Origin of the sequence: Actinoplanes sp. KI2 (assembly GCF_025630775.1) — a bacterium.
GTDB lineage: Bacteria > Actinomycetota > Actinomycetes > Mycobacteriales > Micromonosporaceae > Actinoplanes.
In genome coordinates this window covers 178,979-197,671 of sequence record NZ_JAOSZE010000002.1, presented here as the reverse complement: position 1 = coordinate 197,671, position 18,693 = coordinate 178,979, and the positions used below count along the sequence as shown (strand labels likewise).

The 18,693-nt window shown below is 72.3% G+C and carries 19 protein-coding genes, 1 pseudogene and 1 riboswitch; of the genes and pseudogenes, 8 read left to right on the top strand and 12 right to left on the bottom strand.

Going from position 1 to position 18,693, the window contains the following annotated elements; genetic code table 11:
* Positions 1 to 3: 3 nt before the first annotated feature.
* From ODJ79_RS02645 to ODJ79_RS02635, 3 genes are all read right to left on the bottom strand, one after another.
* A complete protein-coding gene (locus ODJ79_RS02645) occupies positions 4 to 690 on the bottom strand; it encodes a hypothetical protein (protein ID WP_263021664.1) in 687 nt (228 codons plus the stop codon).
* Positions 691 to 769: 79 nt separating this feature from the next.
* Entirely contained in the window at positions 770 to 1,429 is a 660-nt protein-coding gene (locus ODJ79_RS02640) for a GNAT family N-acetyltransferase (RefSeq protein WP_263021663.1), read from the bottom strand.
* 33 nt (positions 1,430 to 1,462) lie between these two features.
* Complete coding sequence (locus ODJ79_RS02635) at positions 1,463 to 4,489, bottom strand: putative bifunctional diguanylate cyclase/phosphodiesterase (protein WP_263021662.1); 3,027 nt, start codon at positions 4,487 to 4,489, stop codon at positions 1,463 to 1,465.
* 170 nt (positions 4,490 to 4,659) lie between these two features.
* Here ODJ79_RS02635 and ODJ79_RS02630 point away from each other — a divergent pair, with 170 nt between their 5' ends.
* Both ODJ79_RS02630 and ODJ79_RS02625 read left to right on the top strand, forming a co-directional pair.
* Positions 4,660 to 5,349: a YcnI family protein gene (locus ODJ79_RS02630; protein ID WP_263021661.1), complete on the top strand. Its 690-nt coding sequence runs from the start codon at positions 4,660 to 4,662 to the stop codon at positions 5,347 to 5,349.
* A 78-nt stretch (positions 5,350 to 5,427) separates the two neighbouring features.
* Entirely contained in the window at positions 5,428 to 5,892 is a 465-nt protein-coding gene (locus ODJ79_RS02625) for an alkaline phosphatase family protein (protein ID WP_263021660.1), read from the top strand.
* Between the two features lie 453 nt (positions 5,893 to 6,345).
* Here the strand turns inward: ODJ79_RS02625 and bluB are convergent, their stop codons facing one another.
* Positions 6,346 to 6,993, bottom strand: coding sequence for a 5,6-dimethylbenzimidazole synthase (gene bluB, locus ODJ79_RS02620; protein ID WP_263021659.1), 648 nt, complete (start codon positions 6,991 to 6,993; stop codon positions 6,346 to 6,348).
* 35 nt (positions 6,994 to 7,028) lie between these two features.
* Positions 7,029 to 7,231, bottom strand: a riboswitch (cobalamin riboswitch).
* Here bluB and ODJ79_RS47090 point away from each other — a divergent pair.
* Positions 7,226 to 7,528 (top strand): annotated as a pseudogene (locus tag ODJ79_RS47090) (hypothetical protein); the annotation flags it as partial. (Overlaps the previous riboswitch by 6 nt.)
* Positions 7,529 to 7,579: 51 nt before the next feature.
* Here ODJ79_RS47090 and ODJ79_RS02610 read toward each other — a convergent pair.
* From ODJ79_RS02610 to ODJ79_RS02600, 3 genes are all read right to left on the bottom strand, one after another.
* Entirely contained in the window at positions 7,580 to 8,722 is a 1,143-nt protein-coding gene (locus ODJ79_RS02610; protein ID WP_263021657.1) for an RDD family protein, read from the bottom strand.
* Between the two features lie 155 nt (positions 8,723 to 8,877).
* Entirely contained in the window at positions 8,878 to 10,014 is a 1,137-nt protein-coding gene (locus ODJ79_RS02605) for an acyl-CoA dehydrogenase family protein (RefSeq protein WP_263021656.1), read from the bottom strand.
* A 20-nt stretch (positions 10,015 to 10,034) separates the two neighbouring features.
* Entirely contained in the window at positions 10,035 to 11,015 is a 981-nt protein-coding gene (locus ODJ79_RS02600; protein ID WP_263021655.1) for a zinc-binding alcohol dehydrogenase family protein, read from the bottom strand.
* Between ODJ79_RS02600 and ODJ79_RS02595 the strand changes: the two genes are divergently transcribed.
* Positions 11,014 to 11,967 (top strand): 5'-3' exonuclease, encoded by a 954-nt coding sequence (locus ODJ79_RS02595; RefSeq protein ID WP_263021654.1) that lies wholly within the window; start codon positions 11,014 to 11,016, stop codon positions 11,965 to 11,967. The two genes, ODJ79_RS02600 and ODJ79_RS02595, sit on opposite strands and share 2 nt — an antisense overlap.
* On the opposite strand, the gene glsA is transcribed toward ODJ79_RS02595, so the two are convergent.
* Both glsA and ODJ79_RS02585 read right to left on the bottom strand, forming a co-directional pair.
* Positions 11,964 to 12,959, bottom strand: coding sequence for a glutaminase A (glsA, locus tag ODJ79_RS02590; RefSeq protein WP_263021802.1), 996 nt, complete (start codon positions 12,957 to 12,959; stop codon positions 11,964 to 11,966). The two genes, ODJ79_RS02595 and glsA, sit on opposite strands and share 4 nt — an antisense overlap.
* Before the next feature lie 41 nt (positions 12,960 to 13,000).
* Positions 13,001 to 13,480 carry a GNAT family N-acetyltransferase gene (locus tag ODJ79_RS02585; RefSeq protein ID WP_263021653.1) on the bottom strand — a complete coding sequence of 160 codons (480 nt, stop codon included), beginning with the start codon at positions 13,478 to 13,480 and terminating at the stop codon, positions 13,001 to 13,003.
* A 55-nt stretch (positions 13,481 to 13,535) separates the two neighbouring features.
* Between ODJ79_RS02585 and ODJ79_RS02580 the strand changes: the two genes are divergently transcribed.
* Positions 13,536 to 14,081 (top strand): TetR/AcrR family transcriptional regulator, encoded by a 546-nt coding sequence (locus ODJ79_RS02580; RefSeq protein WP_263021652.1) that lies wholly within the window; start codon positions 13,536 to 13,538, stop codon positions 14,079 to 14,081.
* 78 nt (positions 14,082 to 14,159) lie between these two features.
* On the opposite strand, the gene ODJ79_RS02575 is transcribed toward ODJ79_RS02580, so the two are convergent.
* Positions 14,160 to 14,705: a hypothetical protein gene (locus ODJ79_RS02575; protein WP_263021651.1), complete on the bottom strand. Its 546-nt coding sequence runs from the start codon at positions 14,703 to 14,705 to the stop codon at positions 14,160 to 14,162.
* Positions 14,706 to 14,804: 99 nt separating this feature from the next.
* Here ODJ79_RS02575 and ODJ79_RS02570 point away from each other — a divergent pair, with 99 nt between their 5' ends.
* Together ODJ79_RS02570 and ODJ79_RS02565 are read left to right on the top strand one after the other, a co-directional pair.
* Positions 14,805 to 15,284 (top strand): Lrp/AsnC family transcriptional regulator, encoded by a 480-nt coding sequence (locus tag ODJ79_RS02570; protein WP_263021650.1) that lies wholly within the window; start codon positions 14,805 to 14,807, stop codon positions 15,282 to 15,284.
* 198 nt (positions 15,285 to 15,482) lie between these two features.
* Positions 15,483 to 16,211: an SAM-dependent methyltransferase gene (locus ODJ79_RS02565; protein WP_263021649.1), complete on the top strand. Its 729-nt coding sequence runs from the start codon at positions 15,483 to 15,485 to the stop codon at positions 16,209 to 16,211.
* On the opposite strand, the gene ODJ79_RS02560 is transcribed toward ODJ79_RS02565, so the two are convergent.
* The gene (locus ODJ79_RS02560; RefSeq protein WP_263021648.1) at positions 16,208 to 16,933 is read right to left on the bottom strand and encodes a class I SAM-dependent methyltransferase; all 726 of its coding nucleotides are present in this window, start codon (positions 16,931 to 16,933) and stop codon (positions 16,208 to 16,210) included. The genes ODJ79_RS02565 and ODJ79_RS02560 overlap by 4 nt on opposite strands.
* Before the next feature lie 79 nt (positions 16,934 to 17,012).
* Here ODJ79_RS02560 and ODJ79_RS02555 point away from each other — a divergent pair, with 79 nt between their 5' ends.
* On the top strand, positions 17,013 to 17,204 hold the full coding sequence (locus tag ODJ79_RS02555) for a CsbD family protein (RefSeq protein WP_263021647.1): 192 nt from the start codon (positions 17,013 to 17,015) through the stop codon (positions 17,202 to 17,204).
* A 71-nt stretch (positions 17,205 to 17,275) separates the two neighbouring features.
* Here ODJ79_RS02555 and ODJ79_RS02550 read toward each other — a convergent pair whose 3' ends face one another.
* Complete coding sequence (locus ODJ79_RS02550) at positions 17,276 to 18,631, bottom strand: KamA family radical SAM protein (protein ID WP_263021646.1); 1,356 nt, start codon at positions 18,629 to 18,631, stop codon at positions 17,276 to 17,278.
* Between the last annotated feature and the right edge of the window lie 62 nt (positions 18,632 to 18,693).

Below are 18,693 nucleotides of genomic sequence, written 5' to 3'. Positions count from 1 at the left end.
CGGTCACGGTGTGTCGGGCTCGGGGCCGTAGGAGAACCAGCCGGTGTCCGGTCGCGGCGGCGGCGTGGGCTCGGGCGGCTCGGCCAGGGGCTCCTCCGGCCAGAGCTCGACGCTGCGGGCGGCGGCCTCGCGGATGAGGGCGCCGTCGACCTCGGCACGCGACTCGGGCATGCCGAAACCGGGCCAGGACAGCACGAACGTGACCGGGCCCGCCGGCGGGAGCGGGCTCACCCAGTAGCTCTGGTCGACGGTCAGATCGCCCCCGCCGCCGGACTGCGAGGTGAGGATGAGCTGTCCGTCGTCCACCGTCGCCGAGCCGGGAAAGTCCATCTCGGTCAGGGTGGAGGCGCGGTCGCCGTTGGCGTACTCGAGGCCGAGCAGCAGCCGGTCGGCCGGCGGGATCTCGGTGTCGGGCCGGATGTGCGCGCCGATCAGCATGTACAGCCCGCCCGGCGCGAGCCCGGCCCGCGGGCGGCGCAGCCGGACGGCGAGGGTGAACCGGAAGCCGGCCGAGAACGCCTCCAGCTGGGTGATGCCGACTGCCGCCTCCTCGGTGTGGCCGAGCAGCACCGCCACGCCGACCCCGGCCGGGATCTCGTTGTCGGGCGCGCCGTGCCGGCGGCGCCAGCGGGCGATCTCCTCGAGCGTCGGCCGGTCGCGGCCGGGCTCGCCGCGGTGACTGCTCCACATAGGTGCCATTGTCTCCCCGCGCGCCGCGGCCGTGGGGGCCCTCCCGGACAAACCGGACGGTACGGGAGGGCCCGGACGGTCAGCGGACGCGCCGGCAGGACGCGAAGACCACCTCGTGGCTGGGCTGGAAGCCGAGCCGCTCGTAGAGCCGGATCGCCCGGGCGTTGTCGGCCGCCGCGTGCAGGAACGGCAACTCGCCACGCTCGAGGATGCCGGCCGCCACCGCGAGGGTGAGCCGCGCGCCGAGCCCGTGCCCCTGGAAGTCGGGGTCGGTGGCGACGCCGCTGATCTCCGTCCAGCCGGGGAGGCGGAACCGCTCGCCGGCCATCGCCACCAGCCGTCCGCCGACCCGGATGCCCAGGTAGCGGCCGAGCACGATGGTCCGCTTGCGGAACGGGCCCGGCTTGGCCCGCTCGACCAGGTCGAGGATCTCCGGCACGTCGGACTCGGTGAGCTCGACCGCCTCGCTGTCCTCCACACCGGTCATGCTCTGACCGATCATCTGCACGCCGGGCACCGACACCGCGATCTCCCACCCGGGGCCGGGCCGGACCGCCGGGCCGGTGAGCAGTGCCAGGTCGGTGAGCGTGGCGAGGTCGTCCCAGCCGGACGGGTCGGCCGGGTCGGCGATCGCGGCGAAGGGGGAGATGTCGGACGAGTAGCAGGCGGCGTCACCGGACGCCTCGGCGAAGCAGGCCTGTGGCCCGGAGAGGGCGGCCCACGCGGGGTTCTCTAGCACAGCTCACACCTTGCCGTGTGCCGGCTTCCGCCACTAGTGAATATCTGTCAGAACCCCTCGGACGAGCGGGGTGATCTCGGCGGGCCAGACCGGCTTCGAGAACAGGTAGCCCTGCCCGTACGGGCAGCCCATCCCGGCCAGGGCGTCGCGCTGGCCGGCCTCCTCGATGCCCTCGGCGACGACCGCGAGGTCCAGGTTGCGGGCCAGGGTGACGATCGTGTCGACCATGGTGTGCTGCTGGTCGCTGCTCAGGATGTCGTCGATGAACGACTTGTCCAGCTTGAGCACGTCGACCGGCATCTGGCGCAGGTAGCTCAGCGACGAGTACCCGGTGCCGAAGTCGTCGATCGCGATCCGGACGCCCATGGCACGCAGCACCTGCAGGTCCGCCCACACCTGGTCGGCGTCGCGCAGCACCAGGCTCTCGGTGATCTCCAGCAGCAGCCACTCGGGCCGCGCGCCGGCGTCCGCGATGGCCTCGCGCACCTGGTCGACGAAGCCCGGGGTGCGGAACTGCCGGGCCGACACGTTGACGCTGATGTACCTCAGCGTTGTCTGCGCGTCGTCCGCCTTCCACCGGGCGAACTGCACGAGCGCCTCGCGCAGCACCGACATGCCGATCGCCACGATCGCGCCGCTCTCCTCGGCCACCTCGATGAAGTGGAACGGGCCGAGCAGGCCGCGGGTCGGGTGGTTCCAGCGGACCAGCGCCTCGACGCCGGTGATCAGGCCGGTGTGCAGGTCGACGATCGGTTGGTACATCGGGCGGAACTGGTCGCCCTCGATCGCGTCGTGCAGCGCGGCGCGTACCGCCAGCCGCTCGACCATCGCGGTGTGCAGCTCCGGCTGGTACCGCTGCCAGGTGCCCTTGTCGCCGCCCTTGGCCTGGTAGAGCGCCAGGTCGGCGTGGCGCAGCAGCTCGGTGGCGCCGGCCGCGTCGGTGTTGGCGGCGACGCCCACGCTGGCCGCGCCGCTGACGATGTGCGTGCCGCCGAGGCCGTCGCTCACCTCGACCGCGACCGAGAGGGCCGTCACGATCGCGGCCGCCACGTCCTCGGCGCTGCCGTGCGGGTGGCCGTCCTCGATCAGGATGGCGAACTCGTCGCCGCCCATCCGGGCCGCCGTGCTGCCGTCGCCGACGATCGCGGCGATCCGCTGCCCGACGGTCACCAGCAGCTCGTCGCCGACCGCGTGCCCGAGGGTGTCGTTGACCTCCTTGAAGTCATCGAGATCGACGAACAGGACGGACAGCGTACGGCCGTCCCGCGCGCAGTCGGCGTAGGCCTGTTCGAGCCGGGTTCGGAACAGCACCCGGTTGGCCAGCCCGGTGAGCCCGTCGTGGAACGCCAGGTGGGACAGCTCGCCCTCGAGGCGCCGCCGCTCGGTCACGTCCGCGATGGTCAGCACCAGCCCGCCGACGGTCGGGTCGTCCCGCAGGTCGCGGGCGTCCACCTCGACCTGCACGAGCCGGCCGTCGGCGCACAGCACGGTCAGGTCGGGCGCGGAGCCGGTGCCGCGGCCCCGGCGTACGGCGGCCAGCAGGTCCCGCATCGCCCGGTGGTGGCTGACCACGACCAGCGCGGACAGCGGCGTGCCGGCCAGGTCGTCGTGGCCGAGCACGGTCGCCGCCGAGGGGCTGGCGTAGCGGATCTCGTCGTCCTCGGTAACGATCAGGATGACGTCCGAGGCGTTCTGGATCAGCGTCCGGAACCAGGCCTCGCTGTCCCGGCGGTTGACCTCGCCGGTCAGCTGTATCCGCTGGATCACGACCTCGACCTGGGCGAACAGCGCCTCGAACGTGTCCAGCAGCTCGACCAGCACCTCGCCCGGCGCGCCCAGCACGCCGACCGCCTCCCGGGCCGGGTTGCCGGCCAGCGGCAGCCTGGCGATCAGGAACGTGTCGTACCCGGGCAGGGCCATGCCGGGCGGCAGCTCCCCGGCAGCGGCCCGGCGGACCCCGGCCCGCTGCGGGGTGGGGTTCGCCTGCACGACCATCGTCATCTCGTGCGGCCTGTCCGGGGGCATCAGCCGCTTGGTGGCCTCGCGGGCCGCCACGAGGGCCTCCTCGACGGTGGCCGCCGCGAACAGCGCCTCGCCGGCCTTCCGCAGCGCCCGCTCCCGGGCCCGGGCCCGGCGCTGGGCCGTCGCGAGCCCGTTGACCCGGCCGAGCACCAGCAGGAACATCACGGCCGCGGCGCCCGCGATGATCGGCGCGTCGACGGCACCGCCGTGCAGCCACTCGAAGTACAGCACGGCCGGGGCGATTAGGGCGGCCGAGGCCATCCAGATGATCCGCTGCGGGCCGTCGACGCCGGAGCGCTCGGCCGGCTCGGAGAACAGGCGCATCGACGGCATCAGCGCCGTCCAGCCCGTCGCCGCGTAGAAGACGATCCAGCCGAGGTCGACCGGCCCGCCGAGCGACCAGTTGCTGTTGAGCTGGGACTGGCCGTACAGGATGTCGGAGACCAGCAGGCCGACCATGGCGATGCCGACCGCGGTGAACGCCCGCGACCGCCGGCCCGGGCTGGCGATCATGCGCAGGGTCATCGCCAGCACCAGCACGTCGCCGAGCGGGTAGCTGATCGAGACCACCCGCTCCTTCAGGGTCAGGTCGTGCGCGTGGGTGAACGGCGCGATCCAGTAGATCCACAGGAGCAGGCCGAGGCCGACCGTGGGCACCAGCGCGTCGAGCAGCGCCGCCCGGTTGGTGACCCCGCCCGAGCGGTACCGGACGAACAGCACGAAACCGCCGGTCAGCAGCGGGTAGACCAGCAGGTAGAGCACATCGGCGGGACCCGGGAAGGCCGGGGTGTGCCCAGTGGTCAGGACCAGGTTGTACAGGTTGTCGCCGCTGTTGAAGAAGACCAGCGCCGCCGCGATCAGGTACCAGGGCAGCTTTCGGGACGGCCGGTTCAGGCGTACGCCGAGCACGATCATCGCCGCGCTCGAGTACCCGAGCAGCGCCCAGGTGTACAGGTGGCTGCCGGGGAAGGCGTAATAGACGGCGGTGAGCACCGCAATCCACGCGCCGAAGCACGCGCGTGCGGCTCGCGTCGTCATGTCGTTCTCCGTTGCTGGCTGCGGATGCACGGCGTGGTCTGCCGTCCGAGGCCTTTGATCGGGCGACCCGGCGAGCGCTTGAGCCTTCCCGGGTGCGGGACGGGAGGATTCACCGGAACTTTTGGGTCCCGAAGCGCGACTGTGGTCTCGTGACGTGGAGAACTGCATTGATGACCAGGCGGATGGCGACGGTGGCGGCGGTCGCCGGGCTCGCGGTGCTGGGGCTGGCCGGCCCGGCGCTCGCGCACGTGGAGGTGTCCGCCGACAAGCACACGGCGGGCGCGTCGGACGTGACGCTGACCTTTACCGGCGAGGCCGAGAACGACAAGGCCGGCATCAAGTCGGAGCGGGTGGTGCTGCCGGCCGGCCTCGACCCGGCCGGTGTGACCTTGGTCAAGGCGCCCGCGGGCTGGACGTTCACCAGGGCGGCCGACGGCTTCACGGTCGCGGGCGCCCCGCTGAAGATCGGCGTCGACGCGGTCTGGAAGGTCAAGGTCGCGAAGTTGCCCGACGGCGAGACCCGGCTGAGCTTCAAGACCCTCGAGACGTACGGGGACGGCACCGTCGTGCGCTGGATCGAGATCCAGGAGCCCGGTCAGCCCGAGCCCGATCACCCGGCGCCGCTGGTCACCCTGCAGCCGGGCCCGTCGTCCGCGCCGTCCTCCGCCGGCCCGTCGCCGACCCTTAGCGCGACAAGCCCGATAAACCTGACAAGTCTGACAAGTGTGTCCGACCTTCCCGGCGACGAGGGCGGCAGTGGCGGCGCCTGGTGGGTCTGGGTGGTCGTCGCCGTCCTCCTGATCGGCGGCGGCATCGTCCTCGTGGTTCGCCGGAGGAGCCCGGCGCGCGGCGACTCCTGATCGACGGCCGTCTATTCTTAACCTGCCGTCCACGTGCCGTGCGTCGCGGCGTGTCCGGCCCTGCCGACGATCCCCTACATGACCGTACGGCGTGTAACGGTCGCTGCGGCGACCCTCGCACTCGTCGGGGCCGGGCTCACCGCCGCGGCCCCGACCACCGCCCAGGCCGCCACCAGCGTGCCCCGTTTCGACCACATCGTCCTGGTGATATTCGAGAACAAGGCGTCCTCGCAGATCACCGCCTCCAGCGCACCCTACTTCCAGTCCCTCGCCGCGCAGGGCGCGAGCTTCTCGCAGTCCTACGCGATCACCCACCCCAGCCAGCCCAACTACATCGCCCTGCTCATCGTCACCTTCGACGAGGACAACTCGCTGTCGCTCAACCACATCCACACCACGTTCGTGGGCGCCGGCGTGTCGGCCGGGACGTACTCCGAGAAGATCACCCACTACACGGTGCTGCGGACCATCGAATCCGCGTACGGCCTGGCCGCGCTCGGCAGTGCCGCGAGCGTCTCGCCGATCACCGACGTCTGGAGCTGATCCGGATGTACCTCGCCTCGGTGGAGCGGCCCGCGGTCGTCGATCGGACAAAAGCCGCTAAAGTCGCCGCGAACGTGCTGGCCCTCGGCACGGTCAGCCTGGTCACCGACGTGTCCAGCGAGATGGTCACCGCGATCCTCCCGCTGTACCTGGTGATCGGGCTGGGCCTCGGGCCGGCCCGTCTACGGCCTGGTCGACGGCCCGTACCCACCTGGCCGAGACCCGCAGCATCGACGATCAGGCCGCGTGGTTCGACGACGACACGGTCATGTACGCCGTCCGCCGCGGCCCGAAGCGGGCCGACGTCTGGTCGGTGGCCGCCGACGGGTCCGGCAAGCCGTCGATACTGATCCCGGACGCCGAGTCACCCGCCGCCCTCGGGAACTGACGCCGACAGCCGGAGGTGTGCGGTGCCGACCACCTCGCCCCGGGCCGGCACCGCAGTCGCCCCGGTCAGTCCTGGGTCGTGGTGGGGCCGGGATTCCAGCGGTCGGCGTGGAGTGCGGCGTGCAACGGGCGGCGACGGCGCCAGCCGTGGCCTTCGAGGTCGGGTACGCCTTGCAGGTGGGTGACGGGGCCCAGACACAGCCAGGCGACAGGTCGGATACCGGCCGGGATGCCGAGCAGGTGTTGCAGGAATGCTTCGCGGTAGAACGACACCCAGCCGACGCCGAGGTGTTCGGCGGTGGCCGCCAGCCACAGGTTCTGGATGGCCAGGCACACGGAGTACAGGCCGGCGTCGGCGATGGAGTGTCGGCCCAGGACCGCGGGGCTACCCCGGTCGGCGTCATAGGTCACCACGATCGACAAGGTCGACTCCAGCACACCATCGATCTTGATGCGGGAGAACCGGTCGGCCGCCTCGGCGTCCAGGGTTGCCGCGAACGTGTCCCGCTCGTGCTCGACGTGCCGGTGAAACGACTCCCGCAACCCGCGGTCGCGGATCACGATGAAGTCCCACGGCTGAGACAACCCCACGCTCGGAGCCGCGTGAGCCGCCCCGAGGACGCGGTCCAGCGCGCCCGGGGGCAGGGGTTCACCGGTGAACTGGCCGCGGACGTCGCGGCGGCGGTGGATCACGTCGTAGATGTCGCTGATCATGGGCAGGCTCCCGCTGCGCTCACGCCGCACCTGCGGTGCGGCTGGTAGCGCGAGGCCGGTCTTCGGACTCCCAGATCAGCACTGGTCCGCCCGCCTTCCCAGCCGGTGAGGCCAGTGGCCGCGCAGGACGCGCGTGGGCGGCAGCTCCCTGGTTACCGCGGCGGGCCCGTGCCGGACTCACACCGGCTTCCCGATTCTCCCCACCCACCGGTGAGGCACCTCGCAACAGTTCATGCCGCCCGGCACGCTACCCCAGCGCGACGTACGAGCGCGACAGCGAGGCCCGCTGCGCCCGCGACCGTTGCCGCCGGCGTTCGAGCACCCGCTTGCCGGCCGGAACGCCCCGGACTTCCGCCTTCAGGACGGCACCAGCCTGGGCCACCTGCTTCAGGACGGACACGGTGTTCTGCCCGACTTCCGCGGCGACCTGGAACACGCCGCACAGGGCTGGGCGGGCCGGATCCGTTATGCGGCCGGCCCGGCGCACGACAAGCTCGGACTCGACGCCGTCCTGATCCGGCCGGACGGCGTCATCGCCTGGACCGGGGAGCGCGGCGAATTCGACCAGGCCGCGGCCCACTTGGCGTTACCGCTGTGGGTCCTCGCCGGGCTGGTCCGCCCCGGGCCGGTCCACGTCGGGCCGATCCACGCCGGGAGAGTGCTCGCCGGCTTGGTCGGCGCGGCGGCTCTGACGTTCGGCCCAGATCTCTTGGGCGCGGCCGCCGAGGCGGCGGGCCGAACCGGAGGCACGCGAGCCCAGGTCCTGGGCCCGTTGCGCGGCGCGTGAGTTGATCGCCTGCTGAAACGCCGCGCTGCGGGCGATCGAGTCGGCGCCCTCCCGGGCGAGCTGACCGGCGACGGCGGCGGCATCAGCGGTGCGCCGTGCCGCCGCGGCCGCGGCCTGCGCGGCGGTCGACTGGGTGGGGGCCGGTTGCCCGACAACCGGCTGCCCAACACCCGGAACTGCCTGACCATCGGGCGGGGCGAGGACAACGTCGGACGACAGGGCGTCGGGTGCGGCGAGCGCGGGCCGGACCTCCGCCTCGGATCCGCCGGCGACGGGCGGCGCTGGGCTGCCGGTCAGGCGCCGGGCGAGGACGGTCGTTTTCGCGGCGATGTCGGCGTAGTGGGAGGTGCGCACGACAACAGTGCCGGTCAGGTAGTCGACCAGGGAGCGGCGGCGCGGGCCGACGAGGGGCAGCCGGTCGAGCCAGAAGACGACCACGGCCGCCGCGACGAGCAGTCTGCCGGCGCCGGCTCCCCCGATGACCACGATGGCCAGGGCGAAACACAGCAGGCCCGACTCGACCAGGACGGTCAGGAAGGCCCGACGTCGGGCCCGGCGGCTGAGCAGGCTCATCGGCTCGGTGTCCGTCCCGACCCGGGTGTCGACGAGGACGGAGCCGAGGGTGCGGCCCCGCCAGGACAGCAGCACCGACTGGTAGAGGAACTGGATCAGCGGCACCACGAGCAGCGCACCGGCCAGCGGCAGGACGACCCAAAACCGATCATCGTGGACACCGGCCAACTTCAGGCCGTGACCTCGTAATAAGTCGAAGACGGTCAACCCCGTGCGACCGACCATGTCGGCCTCAAACCTCTGCCACGTGGTCGCTACCCCGGCGGCGACCAGCATCGCCGCCGGTACTGCCACCACGGCGGAATCGAACGCCCAGGCCATCGCCCGGCGCCGCAAGGAGGCGGGCTCCGGAATCAACTCTTCGCTCATAGGCGAGCGACGATATTCGCCGGCGAGAGCCCGGAGATCCCCCGGGCGCGCACGCCTCCGCGGCGATCATCCGCAAGCGGTTCCGATAATCGGATCGTCCCGTCCAATGTTGCGCGATCGTGTTCTCGGGCGGGTATCGGATGCGAAGACCGCCGCTAGATCAGCGAGCGACTGATCACCACTCGCTGGATCTGATTGGTGCCCTCGACGATCTGCAGAACCTTGGCCTCGCGGAACCACCGCTCGACCGGGTGGTCGCTGACGTAGCCGTACCCGCCGAGCACCTGCACCGCGTCGGTGGTCACCCGCATCGCCACGTCGGTCGCGAACAGCTTCGCCTTGGCCGCCTCGATCGAGAACGGCCGGCCGGCGTCCTTGAGGCGCGCCGCCGCGAGGGTGAGCGCCCGAGCCGCCGACACCTGGGTCGCCATGTCGGCGAGCATGAAGCCGACCCCCTGGAACGTCCCGATCGGCCGGCCGAACTGCTCGCGCTCCGCCGCGTACGCCACCGCGTAGTCGACCGCCGCCTGGGCCAGCCCAACCGCGCACGACGCGATCCCCAGCCGGCCGGCGTCCAGGGCCTCCATCGCGATGCGGAAGCCGCCGCCCTCGACGCCGACCAGGCGGTCGGCGTCGACGTGCATGTTCTCCAGGACCAGCTGGGCCGGGGCGGAGGAGCGCAGGCCCATCGTCCGCTCGGGCTTCTGCGGGACCAGCCCGGGCGTGCCGGCGTCGACCAGCAGGCACGAGATGCCGGTCGCGCCGGGCCCACCCGTACGGCAGAAGATGTTGTAGTAATCGGCGTGCCCGGCGTGCGTGATCCAGGCCTTGGTGCCGTTCACCACCCACCCCGCGCCGTCGTGGGTCGCGCGGGTCTGCAGGGCCGCGGCGTCCGAGCCGCCCTGCGGTTCGGAGAGCGCGTACGCGCCGAGCAGGTCGCCGCCGAGCATGTCCGGCAGCATCTTGCGCTGCCGCTCGGTCCCGTGTGCGTAGACCGGATAGCAGGCCAGGGTGTGCACGCTGACCGCCTCGGCGATCGCCAGCCAGCGCCCGGCGAGAACCTCCAGGACCTGGAGATAGACCTCGTACGGCTGGCCGGCCCCGCCGTCGGCCTCGGGGTAGGGGAGCCCGAGCAGCCCCGACCGGCCCAGCGTCCGGAGGGTCTCGCGGGGGAACACCCCGTGCTGCTCGTGCTCGTCGGCCTTTCCGGCGAGCTCACGATCGGCGAGCTCACGGGTCAGGTCCAGGAGGTCGTACGCCTCGTCGGTGGGGAGGATTCGATCTACCGTCACCCCGTTATCTTAACGAACGTTCAGGAAGGCGTCGTCATCGACACGACCAACTTGCCGGCGACCCGGTTCGCCTCCAGGTCGGCGTGCGCCCGGACGATCTCGTCGAGCGGGTAGACCCGGGCGAGCGGGATCGTCGCGGTGCCGGCCGCGACGGCGTCGAGGAACTCCTGCAGGACCGCCGCCGGGAGGTCGTCGGCCTCGCCGCCGTACGCCGCCAGCCGCACCCCGCGGGGCAGGTATCCGATCGGGTAGAAGTCGCGGACCAGCCACTGGTTGGAGAGCATGCCGGTGAAACAGCAGACGCCGTGCACCCGCAGCGCGCGCAGGGTGTCCGGCAGCGCCGGCGTGCCGACCAGTTCGAGGGCGAGGTCGACGCCGTCCGGGAACAGCTCGCGGGCCTGGGTGGCCACGTCACCGTCGTCGATCAGCACGTGGTCGGCGCCGATCTCGGTGAGCGCGCCGGCCTTGGCCGGGTCGCGGGTGGTGGCCAGCACGGTGAGGCCGCGCCGCTTGGCGAGCACCGCGGTGGCCATCCCGACCGAGGACGTGCCGCCCCGGATCAGCAGGGACTGGCCGGCCTGCGCGTCCAGGCCGACGGTGAGGCTGCCGTACGCGGTCTGCAGCATCTCCGGCACCGCGCCGAGGACCTCCCACGGCAGCTCGGAGCGGAACGGGATGACCTGCCCGGCCGGCACGCAGGTGTACTCGGCGTAGCCGCCGTCGAAGGTGCGGCCCATCCCGCCCATCATGGTCATCACCTGCTGGCCCGGCTCGAACTCGCCGCCCGGCGCCGCGGCCACCACGCCGGTCGCCTCGATGCCCAGCACCCGCGGGAAGACCACGCCGTCGGCCAGCCCGAGCCGGGTGTGCAGCTCGGAGCGGTTGAGGCCGCTGGCCCGCACCTCGATCAGCACCCAGCCCGGCCCGGGCTGCGGTACGGGCCGCTCGTGGATCCGCAGCGCCTCGGGCGGTCCGGGTGCGTCGAGCACGACGGCGCGCATGGCTTTCCTCCCCATTGACTATGGTGTCCTGGTGACCGCACAGCCGCTGCTCGCCGTCGACGCGCCCAGCCTCTACTTCCGTGCCTTCCACGGGATTCCGGAGAAGGCGGCGCAGACCTCCGCCGGCGAGCCGGTGAACGCGGTGCGCGGGTTCCTCGACATGATCGCTCAGCTGGTCCGCACCCGCCGCCCCAACCGGCTGGTGTGCGCGCTGGACGCGAGCTGGCGGCCACAGTGGCGGGTGGCGCTGGTCCCGTCGTACAAGAAGCACCGGGTGGCGCACGGCGACGTGGAGGAGGTGCCGCCGGCCCTGGAGAAGCAGATCCCGATCCTGCTCGAGGTCCTGGCCGCGGTCGGGATTCCCGCCTTCGGCGTCGACGGGTACGAGGCGGACGACGTGCTGGGCACCCTCGCCGCCACCCAGCCGGGCCCGGTCGAGGTGGTCTCCGGCGACCGGGATCTGTTCCAGCTGGTCGACGACGCGCGCGGGACGAGGCTGCTGTACTGCGGCCGCGGCGTGGCGAAGCTGGAGGACGCCGACGAGGCCCTGGTCGAGGCCAAGTACGGGGTGCCGGCCCGGTGGTACGCGGACTTCGCGGCGATGCGCGGCGATCCGAGCGACGGCCTGCCGGGCGTGCCGGGCGTCGGCGAGAAGACCGCGGCGCGCCTGGTCAGCCGGTACGGCGGCGTACCGGAGATCCTCGCGGCGCTGGACGATCCGGCCGCGGGCTTCGCGCCGGGGTTGCGGGTGAAACTCGCGGCGGCCCGGGATTACCTGGACAAGGCGCTGCCGGTGTGCAAGGTGGCCCTCGACGCGAAGCTCCCGGAGTTCGACCCGGCCCTGCCGCGGGCGCCGAAAAACCCGGACGCCCTGCTGGTGCTGGCCGAGCGGTGGAACCTGGCCGGCTCGGCGCGGCGGCTGGTGGACGCGCTCAGCGGCCTGCCCGCTTAGGTCGGCTTAGCGGCGGGCGCCGGCTTGGACGCGAACAGGGTCAGGCCCAGCCGCCGGGAGAGGAAGCCGGCGGCCAGCTGCCCCCGGACGCTGTTGCCGTAGCCGTCGAGCGGCGGGGAGAACGCGGCGAGCGCGCCCTTGCCGGGGGACACCACGACGATGCCGCCGCCGATGCCGCTCTTGCCCGGCACGCCCACGTCGTACAGCCAGTCCCCGGACGTCTCGTAGAGCCCGGCGGTCGCCATCACGGCCAGGGTGTGGTGGCAGGCTGCCGGCCCGACCAGGCGCTCGCCGGTGCGCGGATTGACCCCGCCGTTCGCCAGGGCGGCGCCCATCACGGCGAGGTCGGTGGCCGTGACGCGCAGGCAGCTCTGCCGGGTGTACAGGTCGACCGCCTCGGCCGGCGTGCAACCCAGGAACCCGTACGTCTGCAGGAGGTTGGCCAGCGCGCGGTTGCGATGGTTGGTGGCCGAGGCCGACGGGAAGACCTCCTCGTCGAGCGGCAGGTCGCGACCGGCGAAGCGGGACAGGCCCTCCTGGACGAACTTCCACTTCGCCTCGGCGTCGGCGCCGGGGACCAGGCTGACCGTGCCGATCGCACCCGCGTTGACCATCGGGTTGGTGCGCCCGTCCGGCGCCCGCTCGACCGCCGTGGCCGAGTTGAACGGCAGCCCGGTCGCGTTGGCGCCGAGCCGCCGGCGCATCTCCCCGGCGCCGAGCGCCTCGCAGACCAGCGCGAACACGAATGGCTTGGCTACGCTCATCAGCGCGAACCCGTGCCCCGCGTCGCCGGCCGGGTAGATGCCGCCGCCGACCCCGGCGGCGCACAGTCCGTAGAGGTGCGGGGGGACGCGAGCCAGTGCCGGGTACAGCGTGGAGGGCGTGCCGCTGTCCTCGTGGCGGAATTTCTCGTACGCCTCGTCCAGGGCTTTCGTCACCCGGCGCGCCGAGGGCAGCCTGCCGGTCGAGACGTAGCCGGCGTCGTCGTCCATCACGGTCTCCACGCTATGCGGATGGCCGGCTCGGGTGCCGCTCACCGCAGGGCCAGCTCATAGGTCTGTCCGATCAGGTCGGCGCCGAAGCTGTGGTGCGGCTCCTGCCCGGTCAGCCGGAAGCCGCGCGAGAGGTAGATGTGCCGGGCCGCCTGGAGGGGGTCGTTGGTCCACAGGCGCATCCGGTGGTAGCCGGCCTTGCGCGCGAACTCGAGGCACGTGTCGACCAGCTGTCTGCCGATGCCGTGCCCGCGCGCGGCCGGGTCGACCAGCAGGATGCGCAGCACGGCCGTACCGTCGTCCCGGCCGTCGACACAGAACACGCAGCCCATTCTCCTGCCGTCCGTCTCGGCGATCCACGCGTTCTCCCGGGCCGGGTCGTGGTCGTTCGCGTAGTCCGCCACGATCCGCGCCACCAGGGCCTCGAAGTCGGTGTCCCAGCCGTACTCGGCCGCGTACATCTCGCCGTGCGCCTTGACCACCCAGCCGAGGTCCCCGGGCCGGCCCAGTTCCCGAATCACGTTTCCCCTCCCGCCCTTCCACTGAAACAGTCGTTTCAGTGCGATGATAGCGGCCATGGCGGGGGAGCGGCGAGAGGAGTTGCTGGAGCTGGCGTACGCGTACGTCCGCTCGCACGGCATCACCGAGCTGTCGCTGCGGCCCCTCGCCGCCTCGATCGGGTCCAGCCCGCGGGTGCTGCTGTTCCTGTTCGGCAGCAAGGACGGGCTGGTGCGGGCGCTGCTCGACCGGGCACGGGCCGACGAGCTCGCCCTGCTGCGCGGCCTGCCCTCGGAGGGTGGGCTGCCGTCCGCCACCGCGGCGGTCTGGGAGTGGCTCTCCGACGAGGCCCACCGTCCGCTGTTGCGGCTGTGGCTCGAGGCGTACGCGCGGAGCCTGGTCGACCCGGCCGGCCCCTGGTCCGCGTTCGCCGCCGGCACGGTGGCCGACTGGCTCACGGTGCTGGCCGGCGCCCAGCCGGCCGCGTCCCGCGACACGCCCGACGCGGTGGCCCGGCGGACGGCGGCGCTGGCCGTTCTGCGCGGTGCCCTGCTGGACCTGCTGGCCACCGGCGACACGGCCCGCACCACGGCGGCGGTGCGGCTACAGGTCGGCTCCCTCTGATCGGGGGTGCGGCTACAGGTCGGCTCCCTCTGATCGGGGGTGCGGCTACAGGTCGGCTCCCTCTGATCGGGGGTCCGGCTACAGGTCGGCTGCCGACTGGACGGCCCGCCAGCGCGGCCGCTCGTCCTCGCTCTGCCGGGTGCAGCGCATCAGCTTGCCCTTGGCGGTGATCCCGAACGCCCCGACCGGCGCACAGAACGCCCCGGCCCGCACGATCGGCAGCGTCGGCGTGGTCGCGGTCGGCGTCGGCGTGGGGGTCGGCCTCCTCGTCGGCGGCCCGGTCGTGGGTTCGGTGGTCGGCTTCGGCGTGGTCGGCTTCGGCCTCGGGGTCTTCTTCGGGGTGTCAGCGGGCGTCGGGCTGGTCGTCACCGCCGCCGTCGCTGCCGGCGTGGTCGGGTCGTCGCCGGGCGTCGTCGGATCGGTCGAGACCGTGGCCGCCGCGCCGGTCTTGCCGGCCTTGCCGCCGGTGAACACCTCCACGGCGGCCGCGCCGCCGCAGCACACCAGCGCCAGCGCGAGCAGGCTGCCGAGCAGCAGGTGCACCGGCTTGACCCGCCGCTGCACGGGGCCGGGGTCCGGCGGGAGCGGCAGTTGCCAGGACGGTTCCGGGCTACTAGCGGACATCGCCACACCATGCTCTCGGACATGCGGTCCCGTCGATGGTCCGAAAGTGCCAACTCATCCCGGGAAAATGGTCTTGGCGGGGGAAGTAGTGTCTCTGCCGTGGAAGAGATCGATCGGGCGATCGTGGGCGCCCTCACCGTCGACGGGCGCCTGTCATACACCGACCTCGCCGAGCGGGTGGGGCTGAGCGTCTCCGCCGTGCACCAGCGGGTCCGCCGGCTCGAGCAGCGCGGTGTCATCTCCGGCTACACGGCCCGGGTCTCCTACGAGGCCCTCGAACTGCCGCTGACCGCGTTCGTGGCGATCCGCCCGTTCGACCCGTCCCAGCCCGACGACGCCCCCGAGCGCCTCGCCCACCTCTCCGAGATCGACTCCTGCTACTCGGTGGCGGGCGAGGACTTCTACCTGCTCCTGGTCCGGGTCGCGAGCCCCGCCGACCTGGAACGCCTGCTCCAGGAGATCCGGACCGCCGCCAACGTCACCACCCGCACCACCGTGGTCCTCTCCACGCCCTACGAGAATCGCCCGCCACGGCTGGCCGTACCCGCCCGCCCCGAGACCACTGACCTAGCATCCTAGGATGCGGTAGCGGACGTGCCGGCCACCACGGCAGGGCGAGCGAGCGCCGAAGAGCGTTGAGTTTCCGTCCGCCCCGAACGCCACTCCTTCAAGGTCCGGGCATGATCAAGCGACGGCGACGGCGACGGCGACGGGCTGTCGGCCGGTGATCGGAAACTCGCGTGCTCGCCGGTGAGGCGCGTGCCATGCTGCGCTCTTATGACAGAGCTGACCGACGCCTTCTGGCTCGCGCACACCGGCCTGCCCCGGGAGGCCCCCGGCTCGGCGGAGACCACCCGGCTGCTGCTGCGGCTGGCCGGCGCCCTGCCCGACCGGCCCCGGATTCTCGACGTCGGCTGCGGCACCGGGCCGGCCTCGGTGCTGCTCGCCCAGCTGACCGGCGGGCACGTCACCGCCGTCGACCTGCGGGAGCAGTTCCTCGAAGCCGTGCACGTCCGGGCCCGGGCCGCCGGTGTCGACGACCGGATCGAGACCCTCGCCGCCTCGATGGACGATCTGCCCGTCGCGGCCGGGTCGGTCGACCTGCTGTGGGCGGAGGGCTCGGCGTACCTGATGGGCTTCGACAACGCCCTCGCCGCCTGGCGGCCGCTGCTCGCCCCCGGCGGCGTGCTGGTCCTCACCGAGGCGCAGTGGCTCTCCGCCGAGCCGGCGCCGGCCGCGCGGGCCTTCTGGGACGAGGGCTACCCGGCCATGCGTGACACGGCCGGCAACGTGGCGGCCATCCAGCGCGCGGGCTGGACGGTGCAGGCCGCCTACCTGTTGCCCGACGCGGACTGGGACGCGTACTACGGCCCCCTCGGCGACCGCATCGAGCAGCTGCGCGCCGAGGGCGTGCCGGGTGACCTGCTCGACCAGGTGGGGGAGGAGATCGCGATCCGCCGGCAGCACGGTGGCGACTACTCGTACATGGGATATGTCCTGCGCTAGGCGCGGAGGGTGGCGCGGGCGCACTCGGTGACGTAGGGCATCCGGAACTCGGTGCGGCCGACCAGGTCGGGGTGGGTGGCGACCAGCCGGCGCACCTCGCCGAGCACCGCGGCGCGCTCGGCGGCCGGGAGCAGGATGACCGCGCTGCGGGAGGCGACCAGGTCGGTCAGCCGGTCCGGGCCGAGCGTCATCGACCAGCGGAAGTGCGCGATCTCGACCGGGCCGAACGGCTCGCCGACCGTGGTGTCGCGCTCGTTCTCCGTGTTGCCGATGATCTCGCCGAGGCGGCGGACCCACGGCTCCGACTCGTCGCGCAGGTTCCAGACCAGGCCGAGCCGGCCGCCGGGGGTCAGGACGCGGGCGATCTCCGGCACCGCGCGGGCCGGGTCGACCCAGTGCCAGGCCTGGGCGACCAGGACGGCGTCGGCGGAGCCGGCCGGTGCCGGGATCCGCTCGGCCGTGCCGATCAGCGCCGGTACGCCGGGCACGGCCCGGGTGAGCTGGGCGAGCATCTGCTCGGACGGGTCGACGGCGGTGACCTGCAGGCCGCGGTCGCGGATCTGCCGGGTCAGCTTCCCGGTGCCGGCGCCCAGGTCGAGGACCCGGGGGCGGCCGGCCGGCAGCAGCCAGTCGAGGGCGGCGGCGGGATAGCCGGGCCGGCCGCGCTCGTAGATGTCGGCGGCCGGTCCGAACGAGTTCGCGTGCGCAGAGTGATCGTCCACGGCGGCGAGATTAACCCGGTTTCAGACGGCTCGACCCTGGGCAACTGATTGTTGGACGACAACCAAGGAGGTTTGCCCGATGAGCTTCACCGATAAGGTCCGCAACGAGGCCGAGGAACTGTCCGGCAAGACCAAGCAGGCCGTTGGCCGGGCCACCGACAACGAGAGCCTGGTGGCCAAGGGTGAGGCGCAGGAGACCGAGGCGCAGGCCCGCAAGGCTGCCGAGCACGTGAAGGACGCCGGCAAGGACGTCAAGGACGCCTTCCGGTAGACCAACGGTCCGCGGTAGGGGATGAGAGGGCCCCGGCACAGTGTGGTGCCGGGGCCCTCTCACACCCCCTCCTAGGAGTTGGCCTCCTGCTTGCGCCACCAGTCCTGGCCGGACTGCGGCAGCGTGTCGATCGGGTCGTAGTACGCGTACTGCTTGGTGAGCACCTCGGCGTCGTCCTGCTCGATCGAGGTGCGGTAGTTCTTGGTCCAGTACGAGATGCCGTGCTCCCGGTCGTACTCGGTGAGCATGTGCACCCATCGCTTCCCGACGAACGGGACGTCGCAGACGATCCGCGGGGTCGCGTAGCCGGGCAGGTAGCCCATCATGTCGTGCTGCAGCTGCTGGGCGTGCCAGACCGGGACCCGCCAGTGCTCGGCGTTGGGGATCATGTCGCACATGTAGAAGTAGTACGGCAGGATGCCGGCCTCGCCCTGCAGCCCGAAGCACAGGTCGAGCAGGTCCTCGGTGGTCGCGTTCACGCCGCGCATCAGGACGCCCTGGTTGCGCACGTCGCGCACGCCGACCTCGAGCAGCGTCTGGGCCGCCTTCGCGACCAGCGGGGTCAGCGAGTTCACGTGGTTGACGTGGGTGTGCACGGCCAGGTTGACCCCGCGCCGGGAGGCGGTGATCGCGACCCGCTGCATGCCCTCGACCACGTCGGGCTGCAGCCAGTGCTGCGGGAGGCCCATCAGCGCCTTGGTGGCGAGCCGGATGTCGCGGACGGTCGGGACCGACAGGATTCCCATCAGGTACGTCTCGAGCTGCTTCCACGGGACGTTGGCCACGTCGCCGCCGGACACCACCACGTCGCGGACGCCGGGGTGCGCCTTCAGGTAGGCCAGGTGGGCGTCGTACCGGTCGACCGGCTTGAGCGTGAGGCGCAGCTTGTCGACCGTGGGCGTGCTGTTGCCGACCAGGTCCATCCGGGTGCAGTGCCCGCAGTACTGCGGGCAGGTGGACAGCAGCTCGGCGAGCACCTTGGTCGGGTAGCGGTGGGTGAGGCCCTCGGCGACCCACATGTCGTGCTCGTGCAGCGAGTCGCGGGTGGCGTGCGGGTGCGACGGCCAGACCGGGTCGCGGTCGGAGGCCACCGGGATCATGTAGCGGCGGATCGGGTCGGCGTAGAACGACTCGGTGTCCGGCGTCGCGGCCGGCACCATCGTGTTCATCATCTGCGGCGGGATCAGCATCGACATGGTGGCCAGGCGCTGCTGGTCGGCCTCCAGGTCGGCGTAGAACCGCTCGTCGAGCAGGTCGCCCATGACGGCGCGCAGCTGCTTGACGTTCTTCACGCAGTTGACCCGCTGCCACTGCGCGGACTCCCACTGGGCCGCGGTGACATCACGCCAGCCGGGGAATCGGGTCCAATCCGGCTCGGCCAGGGGGCGTCGCTGGTAGTCGTAGGGCTGACCGGCAGCAACGGTCATCGGTGCCTCCCTGGGTCGGTGCAGGATCTGAACCAACGTACTGGATAATTTTTCGTCTAGAA